Below are 16,959 nucleotides of genomic sequence, written 5' to 3' on the forward strand. Positions count from 1 at the left end.
GGGGGGGGGGKGGGGGGGGGGAGGAAAGCCACGGCACACGGCCGGGCCCTCACCCCCAACCCCTCTCCCAGAGGGAGAGGGGAGCCGAAATCAACGGCCGCCCATGATCCCGATGTAGTCCTGGGTCCAGCGGCTGTACGGGACGAACTTGCCGCCCTCGGCCACCGGGGTCTTCCAGAACGCGATCTTGTCGAACTGGTTGTAGCCGTTGGTGGCGCAGCCTTCGCCGCCCAGCAGGGTGCTGGCCTTGCAGCCTTCCGGCACCGCCGGCACGGAGCCGAACCAGGCGGCCACGTCACCTTGCACCTTGGGCTCCAGCGACCAGTTCAGCCACTTGTAGGCGCAGCTCGGGTGCTGGGCTTCGGCGTGCAGCATGGTGGTGTCGGCCCAGCCGGTGACGCCTTCTTTCGGGAACACGGTGGCGATCGGTTGGCCTTCGGCCTTCAGGGCGTTGGCCTGGTACGGCCAGGCGCTGGAAGCGGCGACACCTTCGTTCTTGAAGTCGCTCATCTGCACGGTGGTGTCGTGCCAGTAGCGGTGGATCAGGTCATGCTGCTTGCGCAGCAGTTCGACCACGGCGGCGTACTGCTTCTCGTCGAGTTGGTACGGGTCGGTGATGCCCAGTTCCGGCTGGGTGGCCTTCAGGTACAGCGCGGCGTCGGCGACGTAGATCGGACCGTCGTAGGCCTGCACGCGGCCCTTGTTCGGCTTGCCGTCGGGCAGGTTCTGCGCGTCGAACACGACCTTCCAGCTGTCCGGCGCGGTGGGGAAGACCTTGGTGTTGTACATCAGCAGGTTCGGGCCCCACTGGTACGGCGCGCCGTAGGTCTTGCCGTTGACCACGTACCAGGCGGCGTCCTTCAGGCGCGGGTCGATGTTCTTCCAGTTAGGGATCAGCGACGGATCGATCGGCTGCACGCGCTTGCCGTAGATCAGACGCAGGGAGGCGTCGCCCGAGGCGGTGACCAGGTCATAGCCGCCCTTGGCCATCAGGCTGACCATCTCGTCGGAGGTGGCGGCGGTCTTCACGTTGACCTGGCAGCCGGTGTCCTTCTCGAACTGGGTGACCCAGTCGTAGTTCTTGTCGGACTGGCCGCGCTCGATGTAGCCGGGCCAGGCAATGATGTCCAGGCGGCCTTCGCCTTTGCCGACTTCCTTCAGGGCCTCGGCGGCCTGGACGCCGGCGCTGGCCAGCAGGGCGGTGGTGATGGCACTGAGCAGTGCGGTCTTGCGCATCGGGTGTCTCCCTCTCGTTGTTGTCTCTATTGGTGGGGCAGTTCAATCGAGCAACAGCCCTCGCGCGGCGTACCGCCGGGGCGTTTCTTATGTGCCGGCGGGCGACCCCGCCGGATGGTTCAATCCAGTTGCTGGCCGTGGCGCGCCATGATGTGGCGCACCACGCTGTAGTCCTGCAGCGAGTCGCTGGACAGGTCCTTGCCGTAACCCGAGCGCTTGAGCCCGCCGTGGGGCATCTCGCTGGCGAGCATGAAGTGGGTGTTGATCCAGGTGCAGCCGTACTGCAGGCGGTTGGCGATCTGGAAGGCCTTGTCCAGGTTCTGCGTCCACACCGAGGAGGCCAGGCCGTATTCGGAGTCATTCGCCCAGTCCACCGCCTGCTCCAGTTGGTCGAAGCGGGTCACGGTGACGACCGGGCCGAACACCTCGCGCTGGACGATCTCGTCCTGCTGCTTGCAGCCGGCCAGCAAAGTCGGCTGATAGTAGAAGCCGGGGCCCGAATGCACGGCGGCGCCGGTGACGCGCTCGATGTGCGGCTGGCCGAGGGCGCGCTCGACGAAGCTGGCCACGCGGTCGCGCTGGCGCGCGCTGATCAGCGGGCTGATTTCGTTGTCGGCGTCGCGCTTGCGGGCGAAGCGGATGCTTGCCACGGCATCGCCCAACTCGGCGACGAGGCGGTCATGGATGCCAGCCTGCGCGTAGATGCGGCAGGCGGCAGTGCAGTCCTGGCCGGCGTTGTAGTAACCGTGGGTACGTACGCCCTGGACCACGGCGTCGAGATCGGCGTCGTTGCAGACGATCACCGGCGCCTTGCCGCCCAGTTCCAGATGGGTGCGTTTGAGGGTGCGCGAGGCGGCCTGGAGAATCTTCTGGCCGGTGACGATGTCGCCGGTGAGGGAGACCATGCGCACCTTCGGGTGGCTGACCAGATGGCTGCCGACGCCTTCGCCGCCACCGCAGACGATGTTGATCACGCCGGCCGGGAGGACTTCCGCCAGCGCCGGCGCCAGCGCCAGGATGCTCAGTGGCGTGTGTTCGGACGGCTTGAACACCAGCGTGTTGCCGGCGGCCAGCGCCGGGGCGATCTTCCACGCGGCCATCATCAGCGGGTAGTTCCACGGTGCAATCGAAGCGACCACGCCCACCGGGTCGCGGCGCACCATGCTGGTATGGCCGGGCACGTATTCGCCGGCGAGCTGGCCCTGCTGGCAGCGCACGGCGCCGGCGAAGAAGCGGAACACGTCGGCGGTCGCGGGGATATCGTCCTGGCGCGCCAAATGCAGCGGCTTGCCGCAGTTCAGCGATTCCAGTTGGGCGAGATCATTGGCGCGTTTGTCGATGGCGTCGGCGATGGCCAGCAGCGCGGCGGAACGTTGCGCGGGCGTAGTGCGGGCCCAGGCGGGGAAGGCGCGGTGCGCAGCGGCGATGGCCTGCTCGACCTGATCGATGGAGCCGTCGGCGATGCTGACGATGGTCTCGCCCGTGGTCGGGTTGATGATCGGTTCGGCCATGCCTTCGCCGGCGACCAGTTGGCCGTCGATCAGCAAGGCGGTATGCAGGGTTGCGCCGGTCATCCTGGAAGCTCGTCTTTTATCTGTCTTGTTTTCGGGGGCCATGTGCGTGCTCCGGCGTAGGGGCGGTGCCCGGAACTTGGCCCTTTGGTATGGGACGAGAGACTAGAGTCCGGACGTGGGGTCGACAAATTCTAATTACTGAAAGCGCCGTTCGATTAAATCGAACGCTGTAAGCCTCTAGATCGCAAGGCGTTTTGTGTGGAATGGCGCTCAGGTGGCTGCCAATCCGGAGGGCGGATAACGCTGCAAGCGTTATCCGCCGTCCCTTTCCCTCCGGTCCGTTCGGCGGATAACCGCGAGCGGTTATTCGCCCTGTGTTGGCTCGGCGTGTTTGTGTAATCCGCTCCTCAGATCGACAGGCGTTTTGCGTTGGGCTGCTCGCGGGCGACGGTGAGGAACGGGTCCACCAGCGCCGGTCGAGCGGTGCCGCGACGCCACGCCAGGCCGACGTCCAGGGGTTCGGAAAGGTCTACCAGCGGCCGCGCCTCGATGATGTCGCCTTCCAGCGACCAGGGACGGTAGGTCATGTCCGGCTGGATCGACAGACCCAGGCCCGCCGCCACCAGGCTTCGCACGGCTTCCACCGAGGCGGTGCGCAGCGTCACCTGCGGCACCAGCCCGGCGCGCGACCAGATGCGCTGGGTGTGCAGGCCCATCTCGTCAGCGTTCAGCTGGATCAATGGCTCGCCGGCCACATCGGCCAGGCCGATGCTGTCGCGTTCCAGCAGCGGGTGCTGCGCCGGCAGCCACAGGCGGTGCGGCGAGTGGGTGAGCACCTCGGTCTGCAGGGCGTGGCGGTCTTCCAGGTTGGAGAGGATCAGCACGCCGACGTCGATCTCGCCGCTTACCAGCAGGTGCTCGATGTACGGGCGCTCGTCCTCTACCACGCGGGTCTTCACGTTGGGGAAGGCGCGCTGGAAGCGGTTGATCAGGTCGGCCAGGTAGTAACCCGCCACCAGGCTGGTCACCCCGATGGTCAGGCTGCCGGCCACCTGGTCGGTGCTCTGCTGCAGGCTGCGCTTGGCGTTCTCCACGGTGGCAAGGATCAGGTGCGCCTGGCGCAGGAACTGGTGGCCCTGGTGGGTCAGGGTCATGCCCTTGGCGTGGCGGTCGAACAGGCGCACGCCGATCTCTTCTTCCAACTGCTGGATGGCCAGCGTCAGGGTCGACTGGGAAATGAACACCGCCTGGGCGGCGGCGGAGATCGAGCCGGTCTCGGCGACGGCGATGAAGTGGCGGATCTGGCGGAGGGTCATCATGGGCGATTGGCCGTTGGCGCGCGGAGTCGCGATCTAGAGCCTTGTCTAGCCGGTCTCGGCGCATTTCATTGTTGATTATCGAAAATCTATAGGAGCATTCTTTTTAATCGAATGAAAGCGGCCTATTTGCCCTGCGGACCCGCCGGCAAAGGCCCGCAATATCCGGAAGCACTCTGCAACTCCGCTCTGACAAGGCTGCGAGCTAGAGTCGGAGGCCTGACTTTTCATCTCGATAGCTAGTGGAGATCGCCATGAACACACGTGGCCTGCTCGACCAACTGCTCAAATCCGGGCAGGAACTGATGCAGAACAAGGGCCTGACCCAGCAGGGCGGCGGCCAACCCGCACAGGGTGGCAGCAAGGGTGGCCTGGACCTGGGCAGCCTGCTGTCCGGCGCCGGTGGCGGCGCCTTGGCAGCCGGTGCGCTGGGCTTGCTGATGGGCAGCAAGAAGGCGCGCAAGGTGGGCGGCAAGGTCGTCGCCTATGGCGGCCTCGCGGCGCTGGGCGTGCTCGCCTACAAGGCCTACGGCAACTGGCAGCAGAAGCAGGCCAGCGCTCCGCGCGGCGAGCCGCAGACCGTTGACCGCCTGCCGCCGGCACAGGCCGAGCAGCATAGCCACGCGATCCTGCGGGCCATCGTTGCCGCCGCGAAAGCCGACGGACATATCGATGATCGCGAACGCCAACTGATCGATGGCGAGATTGCCAAGCTCACCGGCGACGTCGAGCTGCAAGGCTGGCTCGAGCGCGAACTGGCCAAGCCGCTGGACCCGGCCGAGGTCGCTCGCGCCGCCACCAGCGAGGAAATGGCTGCCGAGATGTACCTGGCCAGCCTGCTGATGGTCGACGAGACCAACTTCATGGAACGTGCCTACCTCGATGAACTGGCGCGCCAGCTGAGTCTCGACGCCGGCCTCAAGGTCGAGCTGGAAGCCCAGGCACAGAAGGCGCTGGACGCGGTGCCCGCCTGAGTGGCGTGACCTTCCTCGCATCCGCTGGATAAAGGGCGCAGCTGCGCCGCTTCGCCTGGCACCCGATGGTGCCGGGCATCAGTCTCCGTCGCCGGGCGTCCCGACCATTCCGGGCCGGCTGGCGGACGGCGCTGGCGCATCGGTGTGGCGGGACTATCGTTGCCCAACGCACACCGCGCGATGGCGAGGGACTGGTCATGAACACAACCGATCTACTGGAACAACTGCTGCGGGCCGGACAGGGCTCGGCGGAGCAACAGCAACAGGGCGGCGCCGGTGGCGCGGACCCGCTCGGTGGCCTGGGTGGCCTGCTCGGCGGGTTGCTGGGCGGCGGCGGAGGCGGCGGTCTGGGTTCGATTCTCGGCGGTGGTAGCGCGGGCGGTTCCGGTGGTGGTGGTCTGGGCGGCCTGGGTGGTGTGCTGGGCAGCATGCTTGGTGGCGGCGCCAGTTCCGGCGGCGCTCCCCAGGGGCGTTCCACGGGTGGCGGCGTCAACTACGCCATGCTCGCCTCGCTGGGCATGATGGCCTACCAGGCCTATCAGAACTGGCAGCGCCAGCAGAATGCCAATCCCTCGCAGCAGCAATCGCTGACCACCGTCGACCAGCTCGATGGCCCCGAGGCCGAAGCCCATAGCCACGCGATACTCACTGCCATGCTCGCGGCTGCCAAGGCGGACGGCCGTATCGATGAGCGCGAGCAGGCGGCGATCCAGGCAGAACTGCAACGCCACGCAGGCGAGCCGCAATTGCAGGCCTGGATCGACGCCGAAATGCAGAAACCACTGGACGCCGCAGACGTCGCGCAAACCGCCCAGGGCGATCCCGCCGTTGCCGCGGAAATGTACCTGGTCAGCGTGATGCTAGTGGACGACCAGCAGGACGCCGAGCGCACCTACCTCGACGAATTGGCCTACAACCTCAACCTCGCCCCGGAACTCCAGGCGCACCTGGAACAGCAGGCGAAGGCCGGTGGTGAAGTAGCTTGATACAACTCAGGGCACGACCGTAGGAGCATTCGTACAATCTGACGGTCAGAGAGGCTCGGACGAACGCACCCTCGCGGCGCGTTCGTTCCTCAATTCTGCAAGGAGGCTTCATGCCGTTCGCTCGTTTCACCCTGCCCACCGCGCTGTTGCTCAGCGTTACCGCCACCCTGGCCAACGCCGCCAAACTGGAAGACGTCGCGCCCTATCCCAAGGCCGAGGACGGCTTCGTCCGACAGGTCATCCATCTGCCCAAGCAAGCCCATGAAGAGAACTTCAAGGTCGAGATCCTCGCCGGCAAGACGCTGACCGTCGACTGCAACCGCCAGCGCCTGGGCGGCACCCTGGAAGAGAAGACCCTGGAAGGTTGGGGCTACTCCTACTACCGCCTGGACAAGGTCAGCGGCCCGGCCAGCACCCTGATGGCCTGCCCCGAGGGCAAGAGCAAGAAGGACTTCGTCCCGGTAATCGGTGAAGGGTTCGTGCTGCGCTACAACAGCAAACTGCCCATCGTGATCTACGCGCCGAAAGACGTCGAAGTCCGTTACCGCCTCTGGTCCGCCTCCGACAAGGTCGAGCACGCCCGCGCGGAGTGACCCTTCCGCTCCTGCTTTTGTAGGAGCGAGCTTGCTCGCGAACAGCCTTCCCCCGGCTCCAGCGCTGGGTGGGTTCGCGAGCAAGGACTGGGCGTCCCCCTCGGTCCTGCAACTAAACCGCCAGCACAACCTCGGAGCGCTCTTCCGGCTCGGTGCAGTGGTGCTGCCAGATTGCCTGGTACAAGGCTTCCAGATCACGGGTGAAACGCGCCGTGTCGAACAACGGCGAGTCCATCCGCGCTGCCGACAGCCGCTGGCGCAGCTCGGTGCGTGCGCTGTCGTCGAGGGCCAGGGCTTTCAGCCGCTCGAAGCAGTCCTCTGCATCCTTCGCTACCAGTTCGTCAAAACCATGCGCCTTGAGCAGGCTTCCCGCCACGCGGCTGGTAAAGGTCTCGCCCAGTCGAGTGATCAGCGGTACCCCCACCCAGAGCGCATCACTGGCCGTGGTATGCGAGGTGCAGGGGAAACTGTCCAGGGCCAGGTCGGCGAGGGACAGACGGGCCAGATGTTCATCCTGCTTCAGGCGCGGTGCGAAGATCAGGCGTTCGGCGGCCACTCCACGCTGCTGTGCCTCGCGCCGAAGATTGTCGCGGGCCTCCTCGACCTCGGGCTCCAGCAGCCAGAGCACGGCCCCCGGCACCTCCCGCAGCAATCGGCACCACAGGTCGAATTCGCCCGGATTGAGCTTGAGCAACTGGTTGAAACTGGCGAACACCACGCCTTGTTCCGGTAGCCCGACCTCCGTTCGACCAGGCGGCGGGTTCAAGGGGCGGTCCCGGTCATTGGGTTGGTAGCTATGGGGCATCAGCGCCAGCGTCTCGCTGAAATGCGCAGCGTGCTCGGCTGGCGTCACGGTCGGATCACCGATCAGGTAATCCGCCAGGCGTGGATGCCCCAGGCTGCCCGGATAGCCCAGCCAATTGATGATCACCGGCGCCGGCCGCAATGCGGTGATGCCCTGGCGCGCTCCAGTGGTATAGCCCTTCAGGTCCACCAGGACGTGCAGGCGCTGCTCGGCGATCAGCTTCGCCGCCGCCTCGTCGGACAGTTCGCGCAGGTTGTGGCGCGGCAGGCCGGTTTCGGCGATGCGACGCGTGAAGTAGTCCTCACGTTGCGGGCTGTAGTCGAACAGTTGGATCTCCACCTTGGCACTGTCGTGAGCCTCCAGCACGCCCATCATCAAATACAGTGTGGCGTGGGCGTAGAGGTCGCTGGACAGGTAGCCAATGCGCAAGCGTTCGCCAGGTGCGGGCTCCTCCGCCAGAGGCTTGGCCGCCATCTCCGCCGGCCAGCAGTCCTCGGCATAGTGGCGCGCGGTGTCGCGGTGCATTGCCGGGGTAAGGGCGGGGATATTGATCAGGCTCCAGGGAGTCGTGCGTTCCTGCGTGGGAATGCGCAACTGCTCCAGCAGGGCTGCGTCCACGTCACTCAGCCGCGACCAATCCGCCAGGTTGCGTAGCGCGAATTGCAGGTCGCCCCAATGCCCCGCCTTGCTGAACCACTCCGCAGCTTCGGCGTAGCGCTTGCGCTTCTCCAAGGCGCGGGCCAGTTCCAACTGCAGTTCGATGCAGTCGGGGCTGATCTTAAGTGCCCCTGATACCAGCTGAATTGCCGCCTCGCTGTAGCCGCGTTCACGCAGGTGACTGGCCAAATTCCTGTGGGCCAGCACATAACCGGGTTCGCTGGCGATGGCCTGGCGATACAGCTGTTCGGCCTCGGCGTACTGGCGCCGATGATTGAGGATGTTCGCCAGGTTATTTGCTGCCTTGGCGTTGCCCGGCTGAAACTTCAGGCAGTTGCGAAAGGCCGCTTCCGCTGCGCGATCATCGTTCAGGGCGCGCTCGGCCAGGGCCAGGTTGAGGTAGAAGGTGCCGTCCTTGCGCAGCATCAGCGCTCGCTTGAACAGCTCCTGCGCCTGCGCCGCCTTGTCCTGCATCAGGCAGGCTGCGCCGCAGAGATGCAGCACATCGGCGTTGCGCGGTTGCCTACGCAGCAACTGCCGCGCCAGGGTCTCGCCACGGGCGAGGGCGCCACTGTTGAGCGCATCGACGATGCTTTGCAGGGACAGGCTGGGTTGCCGCTGGCGCATGAAATATCTCCGGAATCGGGTGCCGGATATCTTCGGTAAAAGTCGCCTTGAATAATTCGGAAGCGGCTGTCAGGAATCCCTGAACCTGTAGGCAAGTTCGGCGCTATTGATGTGGTGAAGCAGCAGCCCCTATCGGCAGGCTAACCGCGTTTGCAGGAGCACACTTGCTCCTGAAGAAAGGCCGCGCTGTGCTGGTATGGCGCGTTCAGTGGCTCGCTGCAGCCGGTATAGCTGCGGTTTGTCCCTCGACCAGAATGCCCTGTTCGCGGCCGCAGAGTTCTACCAGAAAGTCCCACACCAACCTCAGCCGCACCGACCGGTGCAACTCGCGCCGGGTGCACATCCAGTATTCCCGTTCGATGAACTCCTCCGGCAGTACCGGCACCAGCCGCGGGTCGTGCAGGCCCATGTACTGCGGAAGGATGGCGATGCCGATGCCCGCCTGGGCGGCTTGCTGCTGGGCGACCACGCTGGTGCTGCGGAAGACCACCTGAGGATGGCGGCAGAAGCTGTGGTGGAACAGCAGTTCCTGGCTGAACAGCAGGTCGTCGACGTAGCCGATCCACGGGTGCTGGCTGAGGTCTTCGCGGTCGCGCAGGGGCGGGGCGTTTTCCAGGTAGGCGGGGCTGGCGAACAGGCTCAGGCGGTAGCGGGTGAGCAGGCGGCTGATGAGTAGGTCGGCGCTGGGGCGTTCCAGGGTGATGGCGATATCCGCCTCGCGGTTGGTGATGCTGACGAAGCGCGGCACCGATACCAGTTCCACCTCCAGCCCAGGATAGCGCTGCATCAGTTCGCCCATGCGCGGGGCAAGGAACATGGTGCCCAGGCCTTCGGTGACGCCGATGCGGATCTGCCCCAGCGGCGAGATGGCCTGGCTCATTTCCTCCTGGGCGAGGAGGGCGGTGTTTTCCATGGCCTCGGCGTGCTTGAGCAGCGCCTGGCCGGCCGGGGTGAGCTGGTAGCCGCCGGTGTGCTGGGCGAACAGCTGGGTGCCGAGGTCGCGCTCGATGCTCTCGATATGCCGCGCCACGGTGGCGTGGGTGGTGCCCAGGCGCTTGGCGGTGGTCAGCAGGCGGCCGCTGCGGTGCAGCTCGAGGAAGTAGCGCAGGTCATTCCAGTCGAACATGGGCGGCTCTCGTTGGCAGAAGGCGCACTGTTAGAAAACGCACAGCAGGTGACTCGAAACGACTGTTCTTTTATCACGAACGAGCGACTAGGCTCAGTCGTCATACCCAAAAGAACAAGAAACGACGAGGTACTTTCCATGCCGCAGGCACTGGATGCTTATGACTACCTGATCGTCGGCGCGGGCCCCGCCGGTTGCCTGCTGGCCAATCGCCTGTCCGCCGACCCCGCCAACCGCGTGCTGCTGCTCGAAGCCGGCGGCCCGGACAACTATCCCTGGATCCACATCCCCGTCGGTTACCTCTATTGCATCGGCAACCCGCGCACCGACTGGTGTTTCGACACCGAAAAGGTGCCGGGCCTGAACGGCCGCGCCATCAAGTACCCGCGCGGGCGCACGTTGGGGGGCTGCTCCTCGATCAACGGCATGATCTACATGCGCGGGCAGGCGCTGGACTATGACGGCTGGGCTGCCGAGGGCAACCCTGGCTGGGGCTGGAACGACCTGCTGCCGCTATTCATGAAGATGGAGGACCACTTCGGCGGATCGAGCGAACTGCACGGCTCGGGCGGCGAATGGCGGGTGGAGAAGCAGCGCCTGTCGTGGGCGATCCTCGATGCCTTCCGCGAGGCGGCGGCGCAGTCCGGCGTGCGCTCGGTGGAGGACTTCAATGGCGGCGACAACGAAGGCTGCGGCTATTTCCAGGTGAACCAGCGTTCCGGCGTGCGCTGGAATGCGTCGAAGGCTTTCCTGCGGCCCATCGCCAACCGCGCCAATCTCACCGTGCTGACCCACGTCGAAGCCCATCGTGTGCTGCTGGAAAACGGTCGCGCGGTTGGCCTGGAAGTGAACTGGCAGGGGGCTCGGCGTGAACTGCGGGCTCGGCGCGAGGTGATCCTCTGCGCCGGGGCGATCAACACGCCGGTATTGCTGCAACGCTCGGGCATCGGTCCGCGCGATCTGCTGGAGAGGCACGGAATCGACGTGCGCCATGAGCTCTCCGGCGTCGGCGGCAACCTGCAGGATCACCTGCAGCTGCGCCTGATCTACCGCATGAACGGCGCACCTTCGCTGAACCAGATCGCCTCGACGCTGTGGGGCAAGATGGGCATGGGCCTGGAGTATCTGCTCAAGCGCAGCGGGCCTCTGTCCATGGCGCCGAGCCAACTTGGCGCGTTCGCCAAGTCCGACCCCGGCCAGCGTTCGGCCAACCTTGAATACCACGTGCAGCCGCTGTCGCTGGAACGCTTCGGCGAGCCGCTGCACAGCTTCCCGGCGTTTACCGCGTCGGTCTGCGATTTGCGTCCGCTGAGCCGCGGGACTGTGACGCTGCGCTCGCTCGATCCGCGTGACAAGCCTGTGATCCAGCCCAATTACCTGAGCCACCCACAGGACCTGCGCGTAGCCGCCGATGCCATCCGCCTGACCCGGCGCATTGCCGCCGCGCCCGCGCTGGCGCGTTTCAACCCGGTGGAGTTCAAGCCCGGCCCGGATTACCAGACCGAGGAAGACCTGCACCGCGCCGCCGCCGAGATCGGCACGACCATCTTCCACCCGGCCGGCACCTGCCGCATGGGGCAGGGCGAGGGCTCGGTGGTGGACAGCCAGTTGCGCGTGCATGGCATCCCCGGCCTGCGCATCGCCGACGCTTCGATCATGCCCAGCCTGACCTCCGGCAACAGCTGTTCGCCGGTGCTGGTGATCGCGGAAAAGGCCGCGCAGATGATTTTGAGCGAACCCGCGCGCGGCGCGGAGGTCATCCCTTCCAGTGGGCGCGCACAGGAGGAAGCTCCGGTGGCGTGACGGCGTGCGGCCGAAAGCTGCACGGTTTGTAGGATGGGTGGAGCGGAGCGATACCCATGCGGAAGCTGCGCAGTAATCGATGGGTATCGCTTCGCTCCACGCCATCCTACGTATTTGTTGTACAGAGTCGCTCCTACGGAGAGCCGCAAAAACCGGTATCGCGCGGTGTTAGAGCCGTGGCAGTCGAGGCTGACAAAAACAAGAGCCCCCAGAAGGGGCAGGAGAGCCCGTAATGACCGATGTAGCACAGCCCAGCTCCTATGAGCGTCCCGCGACTACGCGTCGCGACGAGCGCAAGGTGATCTTCGCCTCGTCGCTCGGCACGGTGTTCGAGTGGTACGACTTCTTCCTCTACGGATCGCTGGCGGCGATCATCGCCAAGCACTTCTTCGCCGGGGTCAACGACACCACCGCCTTCATCTTCGCCCTGCTGGCGTTCGCCGCCGGCTTCCTCGTCCGCCCCTTCGGCGCGCTGGTGTTCGGCCGCCTGGGCGACATGATCGGGCGCAAGTACACCTTCCTCGTCACCATCCTGCTGATGGGCCTGTCGACCTTCGCCGTCGGTCTGCTGCCGGCCTATGCCACCATCGGCGTGGCGGCGCCGGTCATCCTCATCGTGCTGCGGCTGTTGCAGGGCCTGGCGCTGGGCGGTGAGTACGGCGGCGCGGCGATCTACGTGGCCGAGCACGCGCCGGACCACAAACGCGGCGCCTACACCAGCTGGATCCAGTGCACCGCCACCGGCGGGCTGCTGCTGTCGCTGGTGGTGATCTGGGGTTGCCGCCAGCTCACCGGGCCGGAGTTCGAAACCTGGGGCTGGCGCCTGCCGTTCCTGATTTCCATCGTGCTGCTGGGCATCTCCACCTGGATTCGCCTGTCCATGCACGAGTCGCCGGCGTTCCTGAAGATGAAGGCCGAGGGCAAGGTGAGCAAATCGCCGCTCAAGGAATCGTTCACCCGCTGGAGCAACCTGAAGATCGTGCTGATCGCGCTGTTCAGCATCAACGCCGGGCAGGCGGTGACCTTCTACGCCGCACAGTTCTACGTGATGTTCTTCCTCACTCAGGTGCTCAAGGTCGACCCGGCGCTATCCAACGGGATGCTGATCGTTGCGCTGGTGATCGGTGCGCCGCTGTTCGTGATCATGGGCTGGCTGTCGGACAAGGTCGGTCGCAAGCCGGTGCTGATCACCGGATTGCTGCTGGCCACGGTGCTGTATTTCCCGCTGTTCAAGGCGCTGACCCATTACGCCAACCCGCAGATCGACGCGGCCTCGCGCCAGGCGCCGGTCACCGTGATGGCGGACCCGGCCACCTGTACCTTCCAGTTCGATCCGGTGGGCAAGGCCAAGTTCGACAGCGCCTGCGACAAGGCCAAGACCCTGCTGGTGAAAGGCGGCGTGCCCTACAGCACGGTGGCCGCGCCGGCTGGTAGCGAGTTGGTGGTGACCGTGGGCGAGAAGCGCATCGAGGGCTTCGACGCCGCCGCGTTGGGCGCAGCGGTGAAGGATGCCGGCTACCCGACCGTGGCTGATTCCTCGCTGGTGAACCGGCCGATGGTGGTGGCCATCATCGTCGCGCTGATCTTCATCGCCACCTGCTGCTATGGCCCGCTGGCGGCGCTGATGGTCGAGCTGTTCCCGACACGCATCCGCTACACCTCGCTGTCGCTGCCGTACCACATCGGCAACGGCTGGTTCGGCGGGTTGCTGCCGACCATCTCGTTCGCCCTGGTGGTGTATACCGGCAACATCTTCTACGGGCTGTGGTACCCGGTGCTGGTGACGGCGATGAGCCTGGTGTGCTCGCTGCTGTTCCTGCGCGAGACGAAGGACAACGATATTCACGCCGATTGACCGGCGATGTGAGCTGAACAAGGCCCGCGCAATGCGGGCCTTGTTCATGGCGGGGAGGTATCGCGGCGGCACGGTGTCGCTTACCCTATGCCGACTTGGCCTGCGCAGCGGGCCATTCGTATTGGAGTTCGAGCATGAGTCAAGAGATCGCCACCGTTACCGTCAGCGCCGAGCACTGGGGCCGCGAAGCCGAAGCAGTGGATAACGCCCGCGTCACCATCACCCTCAGCGCTCCCGAAGAGGGCGTGATCGAGGTGCGTTTCAAGGGCCAGCTGGATGCCCCGGAAGAGCCGACCCACGTCTGCGTGACGCTGGATAACGGGTTGTCCTATTACGGCGAGATCCAGGGTGGCGAGGCGAATGAAGAGGGCGGCTGGCTGCGCTTCGAGGGTGAGCTGATCGATCTGGAAGGATTCTGAGCCGAAAGTCCCCTGCAGTAGGCCACCGCGAAATTCTCCTGGCGGAATCCATTCCCAGCGGTAACCCCAGGGGCAGCGCATATCTGTAGGAGCGAGCTTGCTCGCGAACCCGTCGTTCACAGCGGAGTTTGTTCGCGAGCAAGCTCGCTCCTACAAAAAACGCCCAATAAAAAACCGGCCACCTGGGCCGGTTTTTTATTGCCTGTGGATAACTTCACTGCTGCGGGATCATTCCTTCGATGCGCTTGGCGAAGGCATTGGCCAGCGGACCGTCGGCAAGCAGCAGCAGGTAGTCGTGCTCGGACTTGGCCGCCGGGGCGATCTGGTACTTCAGGGTGCCCGAGGCGACCTGGCCGACCACCGGTACGGTCAGGGTGCCGACGCATTCCAGTACGCCGCTGTCCGGGTCCTTGTCGATGATCGCCACGTCTTTCAGCTCGGCCTTGCTCAGCGCATCGGATTGGGCGGAAAGCGCGCCGGAGAGGAAGATCTTCACCAGCTGGTTCTTCACGTCGTCCGAGCCGCAGACCTTCGCTTCGTTACCCCCGCAGGCGCTCAACAGCGCGGCGGCGGCCAGCACGGCCGAGAATTTCAACAGTTTCATCTATCCACCCTGTGGCGTTCCATGATGGCCATTGGATAGGAAATTGCCGGAAAAATTCCCTGCCACCCCGTCCCGTTTCGCTAGTTCGAAGGCGAAACGGGAGTAGGGTGACAGGCCGTCAGACCACGAAGCGCGCCACCATGCCGTTCAGGTCCACGGCCAGGCGCGACAGTTCCTGGCTCGCCGCGCTGGTCTGGGTGGCACCGGCCGAGGTCTGGGTCGCCAGGTCGCGGATGGTCAGCAGGTTGCGGTCCACCTCGCGGGCGACCTGGGCCTGTTCCTCGGTGGCGCTGGCGATCACCAGGTTGCGTTCGTTGATCAGCGACATGCGTTCCAGGATCACCTGCAACGAGGCGCCTGCCTCGCCGGTGCGGCTGACGGTGCGCTCGGCGTGGGCGGTACTGCTGAGCAGAGCGGTGACGGTGCGATCGCTGCCGTTCTGGATGGCCGACACCAGCTCCTCGATCTCGCGGGTCGAGCTCTGCGTGCGCTGGGCCAGCGAGCGCACCTCGTCGGCGACCACCGCGAAACCACGCCCGGCCTCGCCGGCACGGGCAGCTTCGATGGCGGCGTTGAGCGCCAGCAGGTTGGTCTGCTCGGCGACGCTGCGGATCACTTCCAGCACCTTGCCGATATCCTGCGCCTGGTTCGCCAGGGCTTCGGCCTGCTGCGAAGCCTGGCCCACTTCACCAGCCAGGATGCCGATAGCGCTGGAGGTTTCGTCCACCCGCTCGCTGCCGCTGCGTGCGGCGTCGATGGCCTCGCGGGAGGCGGCGGAGGTCGAGGCGGCGTTGCTGGCGACTTCCTCCACGGCGCTGGTCATCTGGTTGACCGCGGTGGCGGCCATCTCGATCTGGTCGCTCTGCTGCTGCAGCGCGCGGCTGCTGTCGTCCATGACGCTGTGCATTTCCTCGGCGGCCGAAGCCAGTTGGCTGGCCGAGTTGCCGATGCCGCGAATGGTCTCGCGCAGGCTGTTCTGCATGTCCGCCAGGGCGTTGAGCAACTGCGCCGGCTCATCGCGGCCTTCGACGGTGAAGCGTTGGCTGAGGTCGCCACTGGCGATGGTCCGGGCTACGCGTACCGCCTGGCCAAGCGGCACGACGATGCTGCGGGTGAGTTGCCAGGCCAGCAGCAGGGTCAGGCCGACGCTCAGCAGGAGGATTGCGCCAACCACCAACCGGCCGCTCTGGAACTGCTCTACGGCACGGTCGGCGGCAGCGGCGGCGCCATTGCGGTTGAGGTCGATCAGTGCGGTGAGACGCTTGTTCAGCTCCGCGCCCTGCTGGGTGATGTTGCCGTTGAGGATGTGCAGCGCGCCCTCGTCGTCGTTCTGGCGGATCTTTTCCACCAACTGGTCGACGAAACCGAGATAGCCGTCCAGCGTCTGGCGCAGCTCATCGGTGCGCTGCTGCTCTTCGGCGCTGAGAATCAGCTGGCGGTAGTCGGCGAGCACCTTGTCCTTGTCCTGCCGCGCCTCGGCGATCAGCGCCAGGCTGTGCTGGCGCGCGGTGCTGTCGTGGTTGACCAGCAGACGCATGGATTCCAGGCGAATGCGCGCGATGTCGCACGACAGCTGGTTCATCTGGTTGATGCTCAGCAGCCAGTTGCTGTCGATTTCCTCGGAAGCGGCGCGCAGGGTCGACAGCTTGTACAGCGAGAACAACCCGAGAAACACCAGGAGCAGGCCCATGACAGCGAAACCCAGGGACGCGCGGCGGCCAATACTCATGCTTCTGAACATCGTGAATTTCCCTTTTCTTCATCCATTGTGTTGGGCCCGTGGGCCTGCCATGTGCGGTGATGGCGCAGTGATATTACTTGGCGCCATTTTTTCGCAGCAGTGGCAAAACAGGACTAGCAGACGAAAAACCTGTCCGCTTTTGGAGAGGGGTTCATTCAGACGAGCGTGAGCCAGGCCAGCGCTGCGTAGCGCCCGAACTTGGCCAGCGTGACCAGCAGCAGGAAGCGCCACAACGGCTCGCGCATGACGCCGGCGATCAGCGTCAGCGGGTCGCCGATCACCGGCGCCCAGCTCAGCAGCAGCGACCAGCTGCCGAAGCGCTGGTAGTGGTGCTGGGCCTTTTCCAGCGCCCGCTCGCTCACCGGGAACCAGCGCCGTCCGCGCCAGCGCTCGATGCCCCGGCCGAGCAGCCAGTTCACCAGCGAACCGAGCACGTTGCCGAGGCTGGCGGCGAGCAGCAGCGACCACAGTGGGTGCTGCCCACCCAGCAGCAGGCCGACCAGCACGGCTTCAGATTGCAGCGGCAGCAGGGTGGCGGCGCCGAAGGCGGAGAGGAAAAGGCCAAGGTGAGCGGCCAGGGCAAGGCTGAGCATGAGTCTTGGATTGGCCGAGGGAAATGGGGCGTCGGAATGGCAGAACCGGCGTACTAAAAATTCGGAATAAAGAGATAAGGTTCCAGCGTCTCCGGATACTATATGTCCTA

General features: G+C 65.4%; 14 protein-coding genes. 6 read left to right on the forward strand and 8 right to left on the reverse strand.

Annotated elements, in window-relative coordinates; all coding sequences use genetic code 11:
- Positions 1–90: 90 nt before the first annotated feature.
- From ydcS to A6723_RS05710, 3 genes are all read right to left on the reverse strand, one after another.
- On the reverse strand, positions 91–1,236 hold the full coding sequence (gene ydcS, locus A6723_RS05700) for a putative ABC transporter substrate-binding protein YdcS (RefSeq protein ID WP_024765696.1): 1,146 nt from the start codon (positions 1,234–1,236) through the stop codon (positions 91–93).
- Positions 1,237–1,355: 119 nt separating this feature from the next.
- Entirely contained in the window at positions 1,356–2,810 is a 1,455-nt protein-coding gene (locus tag A6723_RS05705; RefSeq protein ID WP_064979582.1) for a gamma-aminobutyraldehyde dehydrogenase, read from the reverse strand.
- 347 nt (positions 2,811–3,157) lie between these two features.
- A complete protein-coding gene (locus tag A6723_RS05710) occupies positions 3,158–4,069 on the reverse strand; it encodes a LysR family transcriptional regulator (RefSeq protein ID WP_045209919.1) in 912 nt (303 codons plus the stop codon).
- A 251-nt stretch (positions 4,070–4,320) separates the two neighbouring features.
- Between A6723_RS05710 and A6723_RS05715 the strand changes: the two genes are divergently transcribed.
- The 3 genes from A6723_RS05715 (at position 4,321) to eco (ending at position 6,619) form a co-directional block, all read left to right on the forward strand.
- Positions 4,321–5,040 carry a tellurite resistance TerB family protein gene (locus A6723_RS05715; RefSeq protein WP_054908257.1) on the forward strand — a complete coding sequence of 240 codons (720 nt, stop codon included), beginning with the start codon at positions 4,321–4,323 and terminating at the stop codon, positions 5,038–5,040.
- Between the two features lie 197 nt (positions 5,041–5,237).
- Positions 5,238–6,026 (forward strand): tellurite resistance TerB family protein, encoded by a 789-nt coding sequence (locus tag A6723_RS05720; protein WP_064979583.1) that lies wholly within the window; start codon positions 5,238–5,240, stop codon positions 6,024–6,026.
- 110 nt (positions 6,027–6,136) lie between these two features.
- Complete coding sequence (eco, locus tag A6723_RS05725) at positions 6,137–6,619, forward strand: serine protease inhibitor ecotin (RefSeq protein ID WP_054908259.1); 483 nt, start codon at positions 6,137–6,139, stop codon at positions 6,617–6,619.
- Positions 6,620–6,731: 112 nt separating this feature from the next.
- Here the strand turns inward: eco and A6723_RS05730 are convergent, their stop codons facing one another.
- Both A6723_RS05730 and A6723_RS05735 read right to left on the reverse strand, forming a co-directional pair.
- A complete protein-coding gene (locus tag A6723_RS05730; protein ID WP_054908260.1) occupies positions 6,732–8,708 on the reverse strand; it encodes a tetratricopeptide repeat protein in 1,977 nt (658 codons plus the stop codon).
- 205 nt (positions 8,709–8,913) lie between these two features.
- On the reverse strand, positions 8,914–9,834 hold the full coding sequence (locus A6723_RS05735) for a LysR family transcriptional regulator (RefSeq protein WP_054908261.1): 921 nt from the start codon (positions 9,832–9,834) through the stop codon (positions 8,914–8,916).
- 138 nt (positions 9,835–9,972) lie between these two features.
- Here A6723_RS05735 and A6723_RS05740 point away from each other — a divergent pair, with 138 nt between their 5' ends.
- From A6723_RS05740 to A6723_RS05750, 3 genes are all read left to right on the forward strand, one after another.
- Positions 9,973–11,637 carry a GMC family oxidoreductase gene (locus tag A6723_RS05740; RefSeq protein WP_054908262.1) on the forward strand — a complete coding sequence of 555 codons (1,665 nt, stop codon included), beginning with the start codon at positions 9,973–9,975 and terminating at the stop codon, positions 11,635–11,637.
- Positions 11,638–11,869: 232 nt separating this feature from the next.
- Entirely contained in the window at positions 11,870–13,492 is a 1,623-nt protein-coding gene (locus tag A6723_RS05745) for an MFS transporter (protein ID WP_038803391.1), read from the forward strand.
- Positions 13,493–13,626: 134 nt separating this feature from the next.
- The gene (locus tag A6723_RS05750) at positions 13,627–13,911 is read left to right on the forward strand and encodes a hypothetical protein (protein ID WP_024765683.1); all 285 of its coding nucleotides are present in this window, start codon (positions 13,627–13,629) and stop codon (positions 13,909–13,911) included.
- A 214-nt stretch (positions 13,912–14,125) separates the two neighbouring features.
- Here the strand turns inward: A6723_RS05750 and A6723_RS05755 are convergent, their stop codons facing one another.
- The 3 genes from A6723_RS05755 to A6723_RS05765 form a co-directional block, all read right to left on the reverse strand.
- Positions 14,126–14,515 (reverse strand): hypothetical protein, encoded by a 390-nt coding sequence (locus A6723_RS05755; RefSeq protein WP_054908263.1) that lies wholly within the window; start codon positions 14,513–14,515, stop codon positions 14,126–14,128.
- Between the two features lie 118 nt (positions 14,516–14,633).
- Positions 14,634–16,256, reverse strand: coding sequence for a methyl-accepting chemotaxis protein (locus A6723_RS05760; RefSeq protein WP_054908264.1), 1,623 nt, complete (start codon positions 16,254–16,256; stop codon positions 14,634–14,636).
- 155 nt (positions 16,257–16,411) lie between these two features.
- Complete coding sequence (locus tag A6723_RS05765; RefSeq protein WP_054908265.1) at positions 16,412–16,849, reverse strand: YqaA family protein; 438 nt, start codon at positions 16,847–16,849, stop codon at positions 16,412–16,414.
- Positions 16,850–16,959 lie beyond the last annotated feature (110 nt).

Source organism: Pseudomonas sp. AU11447 (assembly GCF_001672555.2).
Classification (GTDB): Bacteria; Pseudomonadota; Gammaproteobacteria; order Pseudomonadales; family Pseudomonadaceae; genus Pseudomonas; species Pseudomonas nitroreducens.